The organism is uncultured Bacteroides sp., from assembly GCF_910586915.1.
In the GTDB taxonomy this organism is placed as follows: domain Bacteria; phylum Bacteroidota; class Bacteroidia; order Bacteroidales; family Bacteroidaceae; genus Bacteroides.
Genome location: NZ_CAJULN010000006.1, coordinates 113,596 through 130,410, shown reverse-complemented (window position 1 = coordinate 130,410; position 16,815 = coordinate 113,596). Strand labels below are relative to the sequence as shown.

Genomic DNA, 16,815 nt, shown 5'->3' with positions numbered 1-16,815 from the left:
ACAGACTGATTACATTAATAAACAAAGAAAGTAAAAGGCGAATGTATGAAAACCCGCCTTTTACTTTCTTTATTTTCCAGGCAGGAACTCCCTGCCTATTTCTTTTTCATCGCCTTGTAAATGGCTTCTTGTATCCGCTCGCGAATATGCAGTTGCATCAGTTTGCGGTTGGTGACATCGGGACAGACACGGTTGCTCAGAAAGACATACACCAATTCGTTGGCGGGGTCTACCCACGCACAAGTACCGGTGAATCCGGTGTGCCCGTACGTCCCGGCAGAAGCGACGGATGCACAGTTGCCTTTCTTCGCATCCGTCTTATCCGGCTTGTCAAACCCCAGCCCCCGACGGCTTATCTTTGAAACTTCCGTGGTAAACAACCGGCAGGTTTCTTCGCTCAGATAACGTTTGCCATCTATCTCGCCGTTGTTCAGCAACATCTGATAGACACGCGCCACCTCACGGGCAGTAGAGAAAAGTCCGGCATTCCCTCCTACTCCGCCAAAGAAAGCGCAAATCTCATCATGCACGTATCCCTGTAAGGTTTCCTTCCGTAAGAAACGGTCTTTGCAGGAAGGAGCGATTTCCGATTTGGCAAAACGCCGCAAAGGCAGATACCCCGTACGTTCCAACCCCATCGGAGCATAAAATTCGCGTTGCAGATAGGCTTCCATAGGCATATCCGCCAACTGTTCCACCAACATTCCCAGAAGAATAAATCCGATATCGCTGTACACATAACGTTTCTGCCGCAAGGGAGTATCCGCTATTTTCTCCTCCATCACCTTACGGAACGAACGGTTCAGCCACAGACTGTCGCAAAGTCGAATCGTATGGTTGCCCGTAGGGACGGGAGAGATGTATTCGCGCTTAAACTTAAATTTCGGATTAGCCCATGTACTTGCACCAATCCGCACCGTGTGGCAAGCATCCCGACGCACGCCGAACAACCTGCCTTCATAGCTTTCCTTGTCGATAGCTTCCTGATAAAAAGGAATCCAGGAGGGTAGCCCCGACTGATGATAGAGAATCTCCTCAATCGTAATATCTTTCTTGTCCGTTCCTTTCAGAAAGGAGAGGTAATCGGAAATCTTGTCGGTCAAGGCAAAGCGCTTGTTGTCATAGAGTTTCATCAGGGCAAGCAATGTACCTGTGGTTTTGGTGAGTGATGCCAGGTCATAGATATCCGTAGATTCAACACGGGGAGTTCCTTTTCCTGCATATGTGCCGAAAGCCTTATCCACCACAGTGTGCCCGTTTCTGAGCACCACTACTTGGCAACCGGGATAAGCGCCCTGCCGAATGCCGTCGAGGGCAATGGTGTCTATCGCCCGGAGGAGCGAAGACGAAAACCCGTACTCCTCCGGAACAGGAAGCGAAGCTGTTTTCTTGGGTGCGACAGTGATTCCCGTACCTGTGGGAAACAGGTCACCCACGCTTGCCGACAGCCGTCCGTCTGCCGTGGCTTTGGCAAAAAGGATATCTGCTGTCCGGCGCTGTACATCGCCCAGATGGCTATGCCCCAATACGACCGCCGATGCGTGCGACACTGCCTTGCGTACCTGCAACATCGCCTTACCAGGGGTAAAGAACAAATAAATCACCGGATTGTCGGGTACGAACTTTGCAAAGAACGACTGATAAGTTCCCAGACGTTGTTCGCTCACGGCAACCACAATGCGTTTATGGGCTGCCAGCAAACCACGCAAACGACGGTTCTCGGCTTCCGGCTGATTGGGACGAAGGCGGAAACGCACTACCGATGCATAAGCGGACAACTGTTTGGCAAATACTTCCGTCTCTCCCGGTTTTCCTACTTCGAGCAGAGCAATCGTTTGTTCTTTGTCGGGATGAAGGGGGAGAATATGGTTCTTATTGTTGAGTACGGTGATTGCCGCCTGATTCAACCGGCGAATCAAATCGCGCGTCTGCGGGCGGTCGATGCGTTGCGCCAAGCCGGAGAGTTGGACGAATGGTTTCTCCTTAAGCCCTAATACATATTTATAAGTCAAAACCTTCCGACACTTGCTCTCGATTTCCTCTTTGCTTAGCTGTCCTTTCTCAATGGCTTGCATCACAGCAGCAATCTCATCTTTCAGGTTGCGCGGGGCGAGTACCATATCATTGCCGGCTTGCAGTGCCCGCAGACTGACGCTGCCGTTGCCCGCCACCCCTTTCATGGCAAGTGCATCGGTAAACTTCAGTCCCTTGAAACCCAGTTCGTCCGTCAGCAAGCCCTGCACGACATTGCGCGACAAGGAAGAGGGAAGTCCGCTTGCCGGCTCGATGGCAGGTACTTGCAGATGTCCCACCATCATGCCACCCAATCCGGCACGAATCGCTTGCCGGAAGGGGTAAAGTTCTACGCTGTCCATACGCTCGCGAGTAAAAGGAAGTACCGGAAGCGCTTTATGCGAATCGACATCGGTATCGCCATGACCCGGAAAATGTTTACAGACAGACAGCACTCCCCCACCCTCCAGACCGTAGGCGTAGGCAATTACCTTATCTGCCACCAACTTCGGGTCTTCGCCGAAAGAACGGGTGTTGATGACCGGATTCTTTGGATTGATGTTCACATCCGCCACCGGCGCAAAGTTGACCTGTACGCCAATCTGCCGGCACTGCCGGGCCACTTCGCTGCCGTATTCATAAATCAGTTGATTGTCGGTGATGCATCCCAATATCATATTTCGCGGAAAGGAAGGCGTGCCGCGCAGGCGCATCGCCAACCCCCATTCTCCATCAAAGGTAATCATCACAGGGACTTTCGCCATCTTCTGTGCCCGGTTGGTGAGGTCGACCTGTGTCTCCGTTTTCCCACCGGAAAAGAGAAGTCCGCCCACTTTATAGGTTTCCACCGCATCGTGCAGCAAATCCACATTCGGCTTGGTATCTATCGGCGCAATGGTGTAGATAAACAACTGGCCTACCTTCTCTTGCAGTGACAAGCCGCCCATCACCGAGTCTACCCAGTGGCGGCACTCTTCATCCTGCAAGGCCTTGCATACCAATAAAGGTTCGACGGCGGGAGTACTGGTATGCTGAGTCGAGCCGGCAACCCGCGTTGCCGAGCAGAGACATAAAATCGTTAAAATAGAGGAGAGTATTTTCATTTACGTTGCAAAGTCAAATCGAGACGTCCTACCTGCACCCCGTTCTTGCCGGAATGCATCAGTGACACCTCTTTTCCGTCCATATTGAGATAAGTTTTCGGTTTTTCCATAAAAGTATGCGAGTGTCCGCCCAAAATCACGTCAATGTGACGTGTGTTGGCAATCAAGTACTCGTCTGCCTGAATGCCTAAGTGAGACAGGCAGATGATGACGTCGCATCCTTCCTCTTTCAGCAAAGCTGCCACGTCGTTCGACACTCTAATGGGGTCTTGATAAACCACTCCTTCGCATTTACTTGCCTGAATCAATCCTTCGGGCTTGGCTCCCAGGCCAAACACACCAATCTTCAAACCGTGCTTTTCGAGGATGACATATCGTTTTACGATGTCCTTCAAAGGTGTGGCGTCCAAGTTGTAGTTGGCGCAGACCACGGGAAAGTCCGCCATATTGAAAATACGCGCCATATTGTCCATACCGAAGTCGAACTCGTGGTTGCCGATGGTCATGGCGTCGTATCTCATTTCATTCATCAGTTTCACCTCCACTTCTCCCTGAAATGCATTATAATAAGGTGTACCCTGCGAAATATCACCACAATCGAACAACAGGACATTGGAGTGTTCTTTACGGAAACGGTCGAGGAAAGCGGCACGGCGCACAAAGCCTCCCAGTCCGTAGTTGCGGTCGCCGTGTTGGCTGACAGGTTCGATACGGCTATGCACATCGCTGGTGTGCAACAGTATCAGTTCTTTGGTATCTTGTGCCGACAGCGAGAAAGTCCAGCTCGCTGCAAGGCTTAACAGGAATACGATTTGAAATCTTTTCATATTCAACATGATGTTAGGTTCTCTTTCTTATTTTAAGGTGATACGCCCGTCCAGTACGGAGGTAATGGCTTTGCCTCGGGCGGTCTGCGTGCGTACATAGTCGAGAAACAGCCCGCGCAGCGTGGCGCCTTCGGGACATTCGCGTGTTTCGGCCTGCAACAAGGGGTCCATTCCGTCGTTGCCGTCTGCCAGATAGTCGATGGTGGCTACTGTGTAAAGGCGGTTGTCTTCTACGGGATTACCGCCGATTGCCGCATCCAATAATTCCCCTTTCCCGTTCATTGCCATACGAATACCGCTCACTCCTTCACCGTGCCGTGCGGCAATGGCTTGGAAAAGACGTTTCATGTCGGCTCCTTTCATTGTCAGGACACAAAGGGAATTCTCGAAGGGAAGTATTTCGTAGACAGTGCCTACGGTGATTTCACCTTTGGGCAGAATGCTACGCAAGCCGCCCATATTCACCAATCCCATATCGGCGGGATGTCCCAGCACCGAAGCCGCCGCCTCCTGCAAGACGCTTGCTACGAGATTGGAAAGCAGACTTTCGGGACCTCCTTTATCCATCTTCATTTCACTGCTTCCGATAACTTCATACATCATCTTGTCGACCTTATCCTTATAAGGTTTCAATATTTCCGTGGCTTTCCTATCAGGATGACTATCCCAGGAAGCATCTATCTGAATCATGCTGCCTTCTACTTTCGCCACTTGATAGTGCGACACTTTCTCCTGTGCCGAGCGGCAGGAGGTGAACAAGAATCCACCTGCCAGTGCCGCCACTATCAGATACTTCACATACATTTGTTTCATGTTCGCTATTTTAATACGGAGTACAAATATACCAAAACATTTGGCTATCTGCCAAATAATTCGTTACTTTGCGCCGCTTTCGCGCAATCGCTGTCAAGAGAAGAGATACTTGGTATGTTGCGTTGTAACGATGAAACAATTTAATAATAACAACAACAATGGATTTAATTAAAATTGCAGAAGAAGCATTTGCTACCGGTAAACAGCACCCGAGCTTCAAAGCAGGTGACACTGTGACAGTAGCATATCGTATTATCGAAGGTAACAAAGAACGTGTACAGTTGTACCGTGGTGTTGTTATCAAAATTGCCGGTCACGGAGACAAGAAGCGTTTTACTGTACGTAAGATGTCAGGAACCGTAGGCGTAGAAAGAATTTTCCCCATCGAGTCACCGGCTATCGACAGCATTGAAGTGAACAAGATTGGTAAAGTTCGTCGCGCTAAGTTGTACTACTTGCGTGCTCTTACCGGTAAGAAAGCAAGAATCAAAGAAAAAAGAGTCAACAACTAAGCGAAACTCTTCGATTCGTGATAAAAAAGGGATTTCATTCGAGATGGAATCCCTTTTTTATTGGTGATTATAGAAACTGGTACTTTTGGACTGCCTATATATTTGTTATTCCTGTGATTGCTGCCCCTTTGATTTTATTTGCATCGTGCTTTATTGATAATCCTAAAAATGCAGATAATGCACCGTGGGCATTTTTACTTTTCAATATATATGCATTCTGGTTAATTGGTGGTTATTTTTTTATCTATCAAATTATATCGCCGTTATCCACATTTTTATCATTATTCCCTTCGTTTATATCTTGGTTTTGTGCTGTCGGAGCCTGCATCTTTTCGCACCGCATACTTGCTCCATAATTTTGTGATACAATTCACAAAATTATGGAGCATCTTATTTTAATCGGTTAGCAGAGAATTGCCTAAGATTTAATTTTCCGTTGCCTACAGACTAACGGTCGGAATGCATAAATTTATTCGTCTGACTATAGTTAAACTTGCGTCTGACTGTAGTGTTTCTTTCGTCTGACTATAGTCAGACGAAAAGATCACTATAGTCAGACGAATAAATTTTAGAAAGAAAACCGACAGACATTCGCATGGCAGCCGACAGGCCATCGAAGGAAAAAGATTAGTTTTATATAAGGTTCATGCGTGTGTATGCAACGTTTTCGGCATTGAGAGGGTGAAATAGCTGATTATCAAACAAAAAAAATCCCCGAAAGCGATTGCTTTCGGGGATTTTCATTACCTTTATTATATATAATATGGATATTATTCTTTCAGTTCCCAAGCCAAAGCACTGGCGCCCAATACGGCTGCATCAGAGTCTTTCAGTTCGGAAACGAGCAATTTAGTTTTGCCTTTATAAATATTAAGAATATTTTCGTCAATTGATTTCTGAATCGGCTTCATGATATAGTCGCCGGATTTTGCCAGACCACCGAACAGTACGATTGCTTCGGGGCTGGAGAAAGCGATAGCATCTGCCAACGCTTCACCCAGGATGTTTCCTGTGAATTCAAAGATTTCCTGTGCCAACTTATCGCCCTGTACGGCTGCGTCGTACACATCTTTAGAAGTGATGTTTTCTGCCGAGATGTTACGGAGCAAACTTGCATCGGTACGGGCAGCAAGGAATTCGCGTGCAGTACGTGCCACGCCTGTAGCCGAACAGTAAGTTTCCAGACAGCCTTTGCGGCCGCAACCGCAGATACGGCCTTCGCGACGGGCAACCACGTGTCCGAGCTCACCGGCAAAACCGTCGTGACCGTACACTACCTGTCCGTTGATAACGATACCGCTACCTACACCTGTTCCCAACGTAATCATGATAAAGTCTTTCATACCACGGGCAGCACCGTAAGTCATCTCACCCACAGCAGCGGCATTGGCATCGTTGGTCAGAGCGGTGGGAATACCCAATCTTTCTTCAAACATAGCTGCCAACGGGAGAACTCCTTTCCACGGCAGGTTCGGAGCAAACTCGATTGTTCCCGTATAATAGTTGCCGTTCGGAGCACCGATACCGATACCTCTCACCTTGTCGACTCCGCCATTGGCGATAATCAACGGAAGCAAGTTCTTGCATACCTCATCGGCATATTCTTCCACAGTAGGCCAACCGGCTGTCTTGATAGAGCCACTGGCTATGATAGTTCCGCGTGCGTCTACAATCCCAAAGACGGTATTGGTTCCGCCTATGTCAATACCTACCACGTAGGGTTTTTCCATGTTTGAATTCATGATACTTTTATTTAAATGGGTTAGTTAATTATTAAGTTTAATGCATACAAATTACGTAAAGAAGATTGAGTCTACAAAATGTTTTCATAAAAAAGTTCACTCCCGTTGCAACTTTTTGTATCTCGGGCTCGTCTAATTAGTAGAAATTTATCAGAAAACCGAAATTAAATAAAGGAAACTGTGATACAACTGACAAACCTCAACAAAACCTACCACAACGGAGCCCCACTTCATGTACTCAAGGGTATCGACCTGCATATCGGACAGGGGGAATTCGTTTCCATCATGGGAGCCTCCGGTTCCGGCAAATCGACTTTGCTTAATATATTAGGTATCCTCGACAATTACGACACCGGAGAGTATTACCTGAACAACGTACTTATCAAGAACCTGAGCGAAACGAAAGCCGCCGAATACCGCAACCGCATGATAGGGTTTATCTTCCAGTCGTTCAACTTGATTTCCTTCAAAGACGCCGTAGAGAACGTGGCGCTTCCTCTGTTTTACCAGGGCGTGAGCCGCAAGAGACGCAATGCGCTTGCTTTGGAATACCTCGACCGCTTAGGACTGAAGGACTGGGCACACCATATGCCGAACGAAATGAGCGGCGGGCAGAAACAACGCGTAGCCATCGCCCGCGCACTTATCACCCGCCCGCAGATTATCTTAGCCGACGAACCGACGGGAGCATTGGACAGCAAGACTTCGGTCGAAGTGATGCAGATATTGAAAGACTTGCACCAAACGGGGATGACAATTGTAGTCGTCACCCACGAAAGCGGTGTCGCCAACCAGACCGACAAGATTATACATATCAAAGACGGTATCATCGAACGAATCGAAGATAACATCGACCACGACGCCTCACCTTTCGGCAAGAACGGCTTCATGAAATAAACTCCAATCGACCACTACTATACAACAACAATCATCATGTTTGATATCTGGCAAGAAATATACAGCACCATCAAGCGCAACAAACTGAGGACTTTCCTCACCGGATTTGCCGTGGCATGGGGTATCTTTATGCTTATCGTCCTCTTGGGCGCAGGCAACGGGCTGATTCACGCTTTCGAGCAATCGGCTTCCGAACGGGCTATGAACTCCATCAAGATTTTTCCGGGATGGACCAGCAAATCCTTCGACGGCCTGAAAGAAGGAAGGCGCATACAGTTGGACAATAAAGACGTGGATGCAACCGGCCACTACTTCCCCCATCACATCATAAAGGCGGGAGCAACCGTCTGGCAAGGCGGAGTAAACCTCAGCTTCGGAGCCGAATATGTAAATCTGAGCCTTTCCGGCGTATATCCCAATCATACGGAAGTGGAAGCCGTGAAACTTATCAAAGGGCGTTTTATCAACGAGATTGACGTCAGGGAGCGGCGCAAAGTTATCGTACTTCACAAGAAAACGGCCGAAATACTTTTCGATAAAACCCACACGGAGCCTATCGGGCAGTTCGTAAATGCAAGCAATGTCATGTATCAGGTGGTGGGACTCTACAACGATAAAGGAGATAGCGGCGACAGCGACGCCTACATCCCTTTCAGCACCCTGCAAACGATTTACAACAAAGGCGACAAGCTGAACAACCTTATCATGACCACCCGCAACCTGGAAACAGCGGAAGCCAACCAGGAATTTGAAGCCCGCTACCGCAAGGTGATTGGAGCCAACCACCGCTTCGCCCCTGACGACCACAGCGCCATCTGGATATGGAACCGGTTTACCAACTACCTGCAACAGCAGAAAGGGTCGAATATGCTGCGCATAGCGATTTGGATAATCGGCATCTTCACGCTGCTGAGCGGCATCGTGGGAGTATCCAACATCATGCTGATTACCGTCAAGGAGCGCACCCGCGAATTCGGCATCCGCAAGGCTTTAGGAGCCAAGCCGCTTTCTATCCTTTGGCTGATTATCGTAGAAAGCGTCACCATCACCACCCTATTCGGATACATCGGCATGGTAGCAGGCATTGGCGTCACCGAATGGATGAACAACACCTTCGGACATCAGACGATGGACACCGGAATGTGGACGGAAACGGTTTTCCTGAATCCCACCGTCAACATACAAATTGCCATACAGGCAACACTTACATTAGTAATAGCCGGTACGTTTGCCGGACTGTTTCCTGCCCGCAAAGCAGTCAGCATCCGGCCGATTGAAGCACTTAGAGCAGATTAAGCATATGAGAATAGACATGGACACTTGTGAGGAAATCCTCATCACCATCACAAGAAATAAGACAAGAAGCCTGCTGACCGCCTTCGGCGTGTTTTGGGGAATCTTCATGCTCGTTGCCCTTATCGGCGGCGGACAGGGATTGGAAGGTATGATGAAAAAGAACTTTGAAGGATTTGCCACTAATTCCGGCTTCCTTGCCGCACAAAGAACGGGCGAAGCGTATAAAGGGTTCCGCAAAGGGAGATGGTGGGATTTGGAGGCCACCGACATCGAACGTCTCCGTTCGCAAGTCAAAGAGATAGAAGTCATCACCCCTTCCACGGCGCGCTGGGGGTCGAAAGCCGTTTACGAGGAGAAGAAATACGATTGCAGTGTCAAAGGCCTCTATCCCGACTACCTCCACATCGAATCGCTGAATATGGCTTACGGCAGATTCATCAACGACGTCGATATCAAGGAAGCACGCAAAGTGTGCGTTGTCGGAAAGCGAATCTACGAGAGCCTTTTCAAAGCCGGAGAAGACCCGTGCGGCAAATACATCCGTGTAGACGGCATTTATTACCGGATTGTCGGGATGTCCTCTTCCGAAGGGAACATAAACATACAGGGACAGGCATCGGAAGCCATCATCCTGCCTTTCACCACCATGCAGCAAACGTATAACCTGGGCGGACGAATTGATGTAATCTGTTTCACCGTGAAGCACGGCGTCAAAGTGTCCGACGTACAGCCGGAAATGGAACAGATTATCAAAGCCGCGCATTACATCGCTCCCAATGACAAACAAGCGCTTATGTATTTGAATGCAGAAGCTATGTTTTCGATGGTTGATAACTTATTCACCGGTATCAACATCTTAGTCTGGATGGTTGGCTTGGGAACACTGTTGGCGGGCGCTATCGGGGTGTCGAACATCATGATGGTGACCGTGAAGGAGCGTACTACCGAAATCGGTATCCGCCGGGCCATCGGAGCACGTCCGAAAGACATCATGCAGCAAATCCTCTCCGAAAGCATGGTACTGACGACCATCGCGGGAATGTGCGGGATTTCCTTTGCCGTGATGATACTGCAACTGACAGAAATGGCAGCAAATGCAAACGGTGGAGAGACTCATTTCCAAGTCAGCTTCGGAATGGCAGTAGGCACTTGTGCCTTGTTGGTTGCGTTGGGAATGCTGGCAGGGTTGGCACCCGCCTACCGGGCGATGGCCATCCGACCGATTGAAGCCATCCGCGACGAATAAGAGGAGTTTGCCGATTAGCGAACCACATTCATAGTAAATAATAAAATTATAAACATAATCATGAAAAAGTATCTGAAAATCGCATTGTTGGCAGTAATTGCCATCATCCTTATTGGAACATTCGTATTCCTTTATCAGAAATCCCAGCCGAAAGTTACCGTCTACGAAACAGTGAAGGCGGAAATAACCGACCTGCAAAAGACCACCGTCGCCACCGGCAAAGTGGAACCGAGAGATGAAATCTTAATCAAACCGCAGATTTCCGGTATCATCGACAAAGTGTACAAAGAAGCGGGACAGGCAGTGAAAAAGGGAGAAGTGATTGCCAAAGTAAAGGTAATCCCCGAACTCGGTCAGCTAAACTCGGCGGAAAGCCGTGTACGGTTGGCGGAAATCAATGCGACACAGGCCGAAACAGACTTCAACCGCATCAAGAAGCTGTACGAAAGCCGATTGATAAGCAGGGAGGAGTACGAGAAGAGCGAAGTCACCTGGAAACAGGCGCTTGAAGAGAAACAGACAGCCAAAGACAACCTCGAAATCGTCAAAGAAGGAATCACCAAAAACAGTGCGTCTTTCAGCAGCACCATGATTCGCTCTACGATTGACGGGCTGATTCTCGATGTTCCCGTAAAAGCCGGAAACTCGGTTATCATGAGCAATACTTTCAATGACGGGACAACCATTGCAACGGTAGCCAATATGAACGACCTGATATTCCGTGGCAACATCGACGAAACGGAAGTGGGGCGCATCCACGAACAGATGCCGATAAAACTTACAATCGGTGCATTGCAGAATCTGACCTTCAACGCAATCTTGGAATACATCTCGCCCAAAGGAGTGGAAACGAACGGGGCCAATCAGTTTGAAATCAAGGCTGCCATTTCGGTACCTGATTCCGTACAAGTCCGCTCCGGCTACTCCGCCAATGCGGAAATCGTATTGGAACGTGCCGTACAGGTGTTGGCCGTGCCCGAAAGTACCGTTGAATTCAGTGGTGATTCCACCTTCGTGTATATCATGACGGATTCCGTGCCGCAACAGCAGTTCCGGCGCACCCAAGTGACGACGGGAATGAGCGACGGTCTCAAGATAGAGATAAAGAAAGGGATAACTGCGCAAGACTACATTCGCGGTGCCGAAAAAAAAGACAAATAACCGACTTCCATGAAAACAATCCGTAAAACCATATCCGCAGTGCTGCTCTCGGGAATCGGAATGATTTCCATTCAGGCGCAGGAAAACAGTTCGTCGCAGGCGTGGACGTTGCGGCAATGCATCGACTATGCCATCGAACATAACACAGGAATCAGACAATCGGCCAACAACGCCGAAATGAACAAAGTAAACGTACATACCGCCAAATGGGCACGCCTGCCGAACCTGAATGGCAATGCCAGTCAAAACTGGAGCTGGGGACGCACCGCTTCGCCGGTAGACAACTCATACAGCAATATCAACAGTGCCAACACCAGTTTCAGTTTAGGAACCAACGTACCTGTATTCACCGGGTTGCAGTTATCCAATCAATATTCGCTTGCCAAGCTGGATTTGCAAGCGGCTATGGAAGACCTCAACAAAGCCAAAGAGGATATTGCCGTCAATGTCACTTCTGCCTATTTACAGGTTTTGTTCAATCTGGAGCTAAGCAAAGTTGCCTATAATCAGGTAAATTTGAGCAAAGACCAACTGAGGCGCATTCAAGGGCTTTTTGAAGTAGGCAAAGCGTCTCCGTCCGAAGTGGCGGAAGCGCAGGCGCGGATTGCACAAGATGAAATGACTGCCGTGCAGGCCGACAACAGGTATAAACTATCGCTACTCGACCTGAGCCAGTTGTTGGAATTGCCCACACCGGAAGGATTCATCCTTGAAACTCCCCAGGAGGAATTAAAGTTTGCCCCGCTCACTCCGCCGGATGATATCTATACACAAGCACTGGCCTACAAGCCCGGCATCAAATCTGCCGAATACAGGCTACAGGGAAGTGTCCACAACATCCGCATTGCGCAAAGCAATTACTACCCGCAGTTGTCTTTCAGCGCCGGATTAGGAAGTAATTACTATACAGTGAACGGAAAGTCGGCAGAGAGCCTCAGCAATCAGATGAAAAACAACCTGAACAAGTATGTGGGATTCAACCTCAGCGTGCCGCTCTTCAACCGCTTTTCTACCCGCAACAGGGTGAGAACGGCACGTTTGCAACAAAACAACCTTACCCTGCAATTAGACAACGCCAAGAAGACGCTCTACAAGGAGATACAACAATCGTGGTACAACGCCTTAGCAGCCGAGAGCAAATACAACTCCAGCGAAGTGGCAGTAAAGGCAAACGAAGAGTCTTTCCGGCTGATGAACGAGAAGTTCAACAACGGCAAAGCTACGTTTGTTGAATACAATGAAGCGAAGATGAATTTGACAAAAGCACTTTCAGACAGGCTACAAGCTAAATACGATTATCTGTTCTGTACGAAGATACTTGATTTTTATAAAGGAGAGATGATTAAATAACGTCTGTCCGATACAACAAAAGTCACGTCAAATGGAAAGCATCGTTCATCTTCTTCCAGCCTTCTCTCTTTCGGAAGAACGGGAAGAGTTACCATTGTTGCCTCTGGCACTGCTTGAGGAGGAAGAACGTCTTTCGGGCTGCCTTTGGGGAGAGACATTGCTCCGCCTTGAAGAAGAGTTGTTTGCCGGACGTTTGCTTTCCCGTTTGAAATCTCGCTTCGATTCCCGTTTCGATTCTGCCGATGTCGGCTTACTACTTGCCGGACGCCGGCTGACGCTACTCTCCCGTCTGCCGCCATTTCTGTCGGGCGTTATCTCTTTATTCGGTTTTCTGTTGCCGGACGGAGCTGCCGGACGGCTGTTTGCTCCCGGACGAGCCGGTGCATTATGCGGGCGGACGGAAGAATTCGGACGGAAATGTACCGACCCGAAGTCCGAACGCCGATACGAATGGAATGTGCGCCCATCCTTCACCCGATGCGGCGTAGCATAATGACGCACATTGGTATGCCTGCCCCGGTAAAAACTGACGTGGTGGATATGCGGACGATAATGGGCGCCGCAATAAGTGCGGTAATGATAAGGCACTCCGAAATAGAACAGGCTGCGATTGGGGTAGTTGATATAAATGCGGAAGTTCCATTTTCCTCCCGTAACGTATATGGGACGGAAGAAATAATCGGCTCCCATAAAGCGGCGGTACTGTCCGTCGCTCAATACCCAGCGAAGGTCGTCGTTGCGGATATCCAATGCTTCGTAATAGTCGTCCAACGCCCATTCGTAGCCGCGTGCCACATAATCCATAATATCGCGGATGGAGTAGACGAAGTCGTAATTAATCTCGTAGGCATCGTTGTATTGCTGGGTGCTCAGATTCAATTCGTGTGCCATCTTGTCGGTAAGGAAACGTGTCTCCTTACGTACTTTGCCGGTGTTCATTCCGGCTGTCGCGGTGATACCGGCACTCAGGCCGATAGCAACCAGTAAAAACAATATTCTTCTTTTCATCATTCAATCTCCTGTCATTTATTATTCCGATGATACTTTTTTATAAACTCACGCACTTCGTTTTTATGGGTATCAGAGAATAAGATATCAATCACTTGGTTAAAATTCCGCTTGTCTCTTACGTAGGGATACATCTTCTTCATCATCTCTACCTGGTCGGAAGCATGAAAAATTTCCTTCACCATTTTCACGCATTGAGCCGAAGTGACATCATGTTTCTGCAACATTTTCTCAACCATTTGCTTCTGTTCGCCGCTCTTTATCGTGAACTTCAATTGGTGATGAAACCTGTCAAACTCCGCATCGGACATTACCCGGACCTCTTCCACCGGACATCGGTTGGGGAAAGTGCCGGCAACCGTTGGCGGAGGGGTTACTACCGTAGTGGTATTGGCCACCCGCACCGGGTCTCTAAAAGAATTCATTTCTGATACGCGCCCGTCGTCAAACCGAATCACCACCACCGACCATTCGCCCAAATAACGGTGATACTCCCACTCTTCCGTACTTCCATCGAAACGACGGAAGTCGGGTTCCGACTTGAAAATATTGCGAATCTCCGACTGGGTCATTCCCTGCTGAATGTTCATCAACGTTTTGCTCGACGTGAAGCAAGCACCGGTCAAAAACCCCAGTGACAAAAACAAAACTGCGTGTATCTTGTTCATAACAATATGATTTTAGTCTTATTTACAATGAGCATCTTTATTCTCTGCGAATACAAAAATAGGGTGAGGAAATTCCCCACCCCAATGATTCTCACTATTCGTATGTAGGGATTTCCCTATTCCGTGCAGGCTTCCGTCAATGCGATGCCGTGCTCGTGCAGCGTAATCAGGCGTTTCTTATACAAATCGCCCACACCTTTCTTGAAGGTTTTCTTGCTCACGCCGAATGTGTCGTAGATATCTTCCGCCGGACTTTTGTCATTGAGCGAGATGCGTCCGCCCTGCTCCCTGATGTAGCCGAGCAATGTCTTGGCAAAATCGTCCACCTTGCCAAAGCCGGGTTTCTGGAGCATCAAGTCCACTTTGCCGTCTTCGCGCACCTGCTTTACGTAAGCCTTCAGTTCCATTCCCGTCTCCACCGGACTGAATATCTCGTTTTCATACAGCAGCCCGCTATACTTGTTGTCTATAATAGCCTTAAAGCCCAAATCCGTCTTTTGCCATACAAGGATATCCACCTCCTCACCTGAAGCATATGCCGGTTTGTCTTTCGAGAGGTAGCGTTCCACCTTTGCCGAAGCTACGATACGGTAGCTCTCGTCGTCCAGATGTGCATGAATCACATACTTGCGTCCCACCTGCATCTTCATCTTCTGCTCTCTGAAGGGGACGAACAAGTCCTTCATCAGTCCCCAGTTCAGAAACGCCCCGTACTGGTTCACCCAGGAGACTTCGAGGCAGGCAAATCCGCCCACCTGCACAAGCGGAGTCAGCGTAGTGGCAATGAGTCTCTCCTCCATGTCAAGGTAGAGAAACACGTTCAGAAATTCTCCCACCTTACAGCCTTCGGGCACATAGCGGGTAGGCAATAAAATCTCACCCTCTTCGCCTCCGTCCAAATATACACCGAAGTCTACTTCCTTTACCACTTCAAGCTGATTGTATTTTCCTAATTCGATGCTCATAGTCTTTTATTATACTCAGTTATTGCTTTTACTGTCGCACAAAGATAGGTATTTAAAATGGAAGTTAAAGCAGAACTGCTCTACAAAGCCATAACATTTCATTATCGGGCAAAACTATTTACTATGAACAATCAAGGCTGCGAAGCGTTATCTTTGTACCCATCAAAAGAAAGAAACAATTATTCATCTTTAAACATATTAAACTTATGAAATTCTTAACTGACGAGAAACTGACGATTGTAGGAGCCGCCGGAATGATTGGCTCCAATATGGCACAGACGGCGATGATGATGAAACTCACTCCGAATATCTGCCTGTACGACCCATTTGCCCCCGCTTTGGAGGGAGTTGCCGAGGAGCTGTATCATTGCGGCTTTGAAGGGGTCAACCTTACCTATACTTCCGACATCAAGGAGGCACTGACCGGAGCTGCCTACATCGTATCTTCGGGCGGAGCCGCCCGCAAAGCCGGCATGACTCGCGAAGACCTGCTGAAAGGCAATGCTGAAATCGCCGCCCAGTTTGGCAAGGACGTCCGCCAATATTGCCCGGATGTGAAGCATATCGTTGTCATCTTCAATCCGGCAGACATCACAGGACTGATTACCTTGTTATATTCCGGACTGAAACCGTCACAGGTATCCACCTTAGCCGCACTGGACAGCACCCGCCTGCAAAACGAACTGGTAAAACTTCTCCATATCCCCGCTTCGGACATCCGGAACTGCCGCACGTATGGCGGACACGGCGAACAGATGGCAGTATTCGCCTCCACTACCAGCGTGCAGGGCAAACCGTTGACGGAACTTATCGGTACTCCGCGTCTGCCGCAAGATGAATGGGAAGCATTGAAAGTGCGCGTTATCCAGGGTGGAAAACATATCATCGACCTGCGCGGCCGCTCTTCTTTCCAAAGCCCTGCCTATCTCTCCATTGAGATGATTGCTGCCGCTATGGGCGGAAAACCGTTCCGATGGCCTGCCGGAACGTACGTTTCAAACAACAAGTTCGACCATATCATGATGGCGATGGAAACGTCGATTACCAAAGACGGCATTACTTATAAAGAGGTGGCAGGTACACCCGCCGAGCAGAAGGAACTGGAAAAGAGTTACGGACATTTGTGCAAACTGCGGGACGAAATCATCGAAATGGGAATTATCCCCGCCATCAAGGAGTGGCCTTCGCTGAATCCCAACATCAAATAATCGCAT

14 protein-coding genes are annotated in these 16,815 nt (G+C 48.7%); 7 read left to right on the top strand and 7 right to left on the bottom strand.

Going from position 1 to position 16,815, the window contains the following annotated elements; genetic code table 11:
- Nucleotides 1-95: 95 nt before the first annotated feature.
- From QZ331_RS04480 to QZ331_RS04470, 3 genes are read right to left on the bottom strand one after another with little or no spacing between them, the layout of a single operon-like run.
- The gene (locus QZ331_RS04480; protein ID WP_294628396.1) at nt 96-3,116 is read right to left on the bottom strand and encodes a glycoside hydrolase family 3 N-terminal domain-containing protein; all 3,021 of its coding nucleotides are present in this window, start codon (nt 3,114-3,116) and stop codon (nt 96-98) included.
- Complete coding sequence (locus tag QZ331_RS04475; protein WP_294628394.1) at nt 3,113-3,943, bottom strand: metallophosphatase; 831 nt, start codon at nt 3,941-3,943, stop codon at nt 3,113-3,115. The genes QZ331_RS04480 and QZ331_RS04475 overlap by 4 nt, the downstream gene beginning before the upstream one ends.
- Nucleotides 3,944-3,970: 27 nt before the next feature.
- Nucleotides 3,971-4,756 carry a 5'-nucleotidase gene (locus QZ331_RS04470; RefSeq protein WP_294628392.1) on the bottom strand — a complete coding sequence of 262 codons (786 nt, stop codon included), beginning with the start codon at nt 4,754-4,756 and terminating at the stop codon, nt 3,971-3,973.
- Between the two features lie 158 nt (nt 4,757-4,914).
- Between QZ331_RS04470 and rplS the strand changes: the two genes are divergently transcribed.
- The gene (gene rplS, locus QZ331_RS04465; protein WP_294628390.1) at nt 4,915-5,268 is read left to right on the top strand and encodes a 50S ribosomal protein L19; all 354 of its coding nucleotides are present in this window, start codon (nt 4,915-4,917) and stop codon (nt 5,266-5,268) included.
- A gap of 770 nt (nt 5,269-6,038) precedes the next feature.
- Here the strand turns inward: rplS and QZ331_RS04460 are convergent.
- Nucleotides 6,039-7,010, bottom strand: a complete 972-nt coding sequence (locus tag QZ331_RS04460; protein WP_294628388.1) for an ROK family protein — start codon at nt 7,008-7,010, stop codon at nt 6,039-6,041.
- A gap of 180 nt (nt 7,011-7,190) precedes the next feature.
- On the opposite strand from QZ331_RS04460, the gene QZ331_RS04455 reads away from it, so the two are divergent.
- The 5 genes from QZ331_RS04455 to QZ331_RS04435 are packed head-to-tail and all read left to right on the top strand — an operon-like array spanning nt 7,191 to nt 12,960.
- Complete coding sequence (locus QZ331_RS04455) at nt 7,191-7,907, top strand: ABC transporter ATP-binding protein (RefSeq protein ID WP_294628386.1); 717 nt, start codon at nt 7,191-7,193, stop codon at nt 7,905-7,907.
- 36 nt (nt 7,908-7,943) lie between these two features.
- Nucleotides 7,944-9,203, top strand: coding sequence for an ABC transporter permease (locus QZ331_RS04450; RefSeq protein WP_294628384.1), 1,260 nt, complete (start codon nt 7,944-7,946; stop codon nt 9,201-9,203).
- Nucleotides 9,204-9,207: 4 nt separating this feature from the next.
- Entirely contained in the window at nt 9,208-10,449 is a 1,242-nt protein-coding gene (locus tag QZ331_RS04445; RefSeq protein WP_294628382.1) for an ABC transporter permease, read from the top strand.
- A gap of 60 nt (nt 10,450-10,509) precedes the next feature.
- Nucleotides 10,510-11,610, top strand: coding sequence for an efflux RND transporter periplasmic adaptor subunit (locus tag QZ331_RS04440; protein ID WP_294628380.1), 1,101 nt, complete (start codon nt 10,510-10,512; stop codon nt 11,608-11,610).
- Nucleotides 11,611-11,619: 9 nt separating this feature from the next.
- Entirely contained in the window at nt 11,620-12,960 is a 1,341-nt protein-coding gene (locus tag QZ331_RS04435) for a TolC family protein (protein ID WP_294628379.1), read from the top strand.
- A gap of 45 nt (nt 12,961-13,005) precedes the next feature.
- On the opposite strand, the gene QZ331_RS04430 is transcribed toward QZ331_RS04435, so the two are convergent.
- The 3 genes from QZ331_RS04430 to QZ331_RS04420 form a co-directional block, all read right to left on the bottom strand.
- The gene (locus tag QZ331_RS04430; protein WP_294628377.1) at nt 13,006-13,971 is read right to left on the bottom strand and encodes a hypothetical protein; all 966 of its coding nucleotides are present in this window, start codon (nt 13,969-13,971) and stop codon (nt 13,006-13,008) included.
- Nucleotides 13,972-13,982: 11 nt separating this feature from the next.
- Nucleotides 13,983-14,636 carry a DUF4476 domain-containing protein gene (locus QZ331_RS04425; protein WP_294628375.1) on the bottom strand — a complete coding sequence of 218 codons (654 nt, stop codon included), beginning with the start codon at nt 14,634-14,636 and terminating at the stop codon, nt 13,983-13,985.
- Between the two features lie 116 nt (nt 14,637-14,752).
- Nucleotides 14,753-15,601, bottom strand: coding sequence for a S1-like domain-containing RNA-binding protein (locus tag QZ331_RS04420; protein ID WP_294628374.1), 849 nt, complete (start codon nt 15,599-15,601; stop codon nt 14,753-14,755).
- Between the two features lie 206 nt (nt 15,602-15,807).
- Here QZ331_RS04420 and QZ331_RS04415 point away from each other — a divergent pair, with 206 nt between their 5' ends.
- A complete protein-coding gene (locus QZ331_RS04415; RefSeq protein WP_294628372.1) occupies nt 15,808-16,809 on the top strand; it encodes a malate dehydrogenase in 1,002 nt (333 codons plus the stop codon).
- The last annotated feature ends 6 nt before the right edge of the window (nt 16,810-16,815 follow it).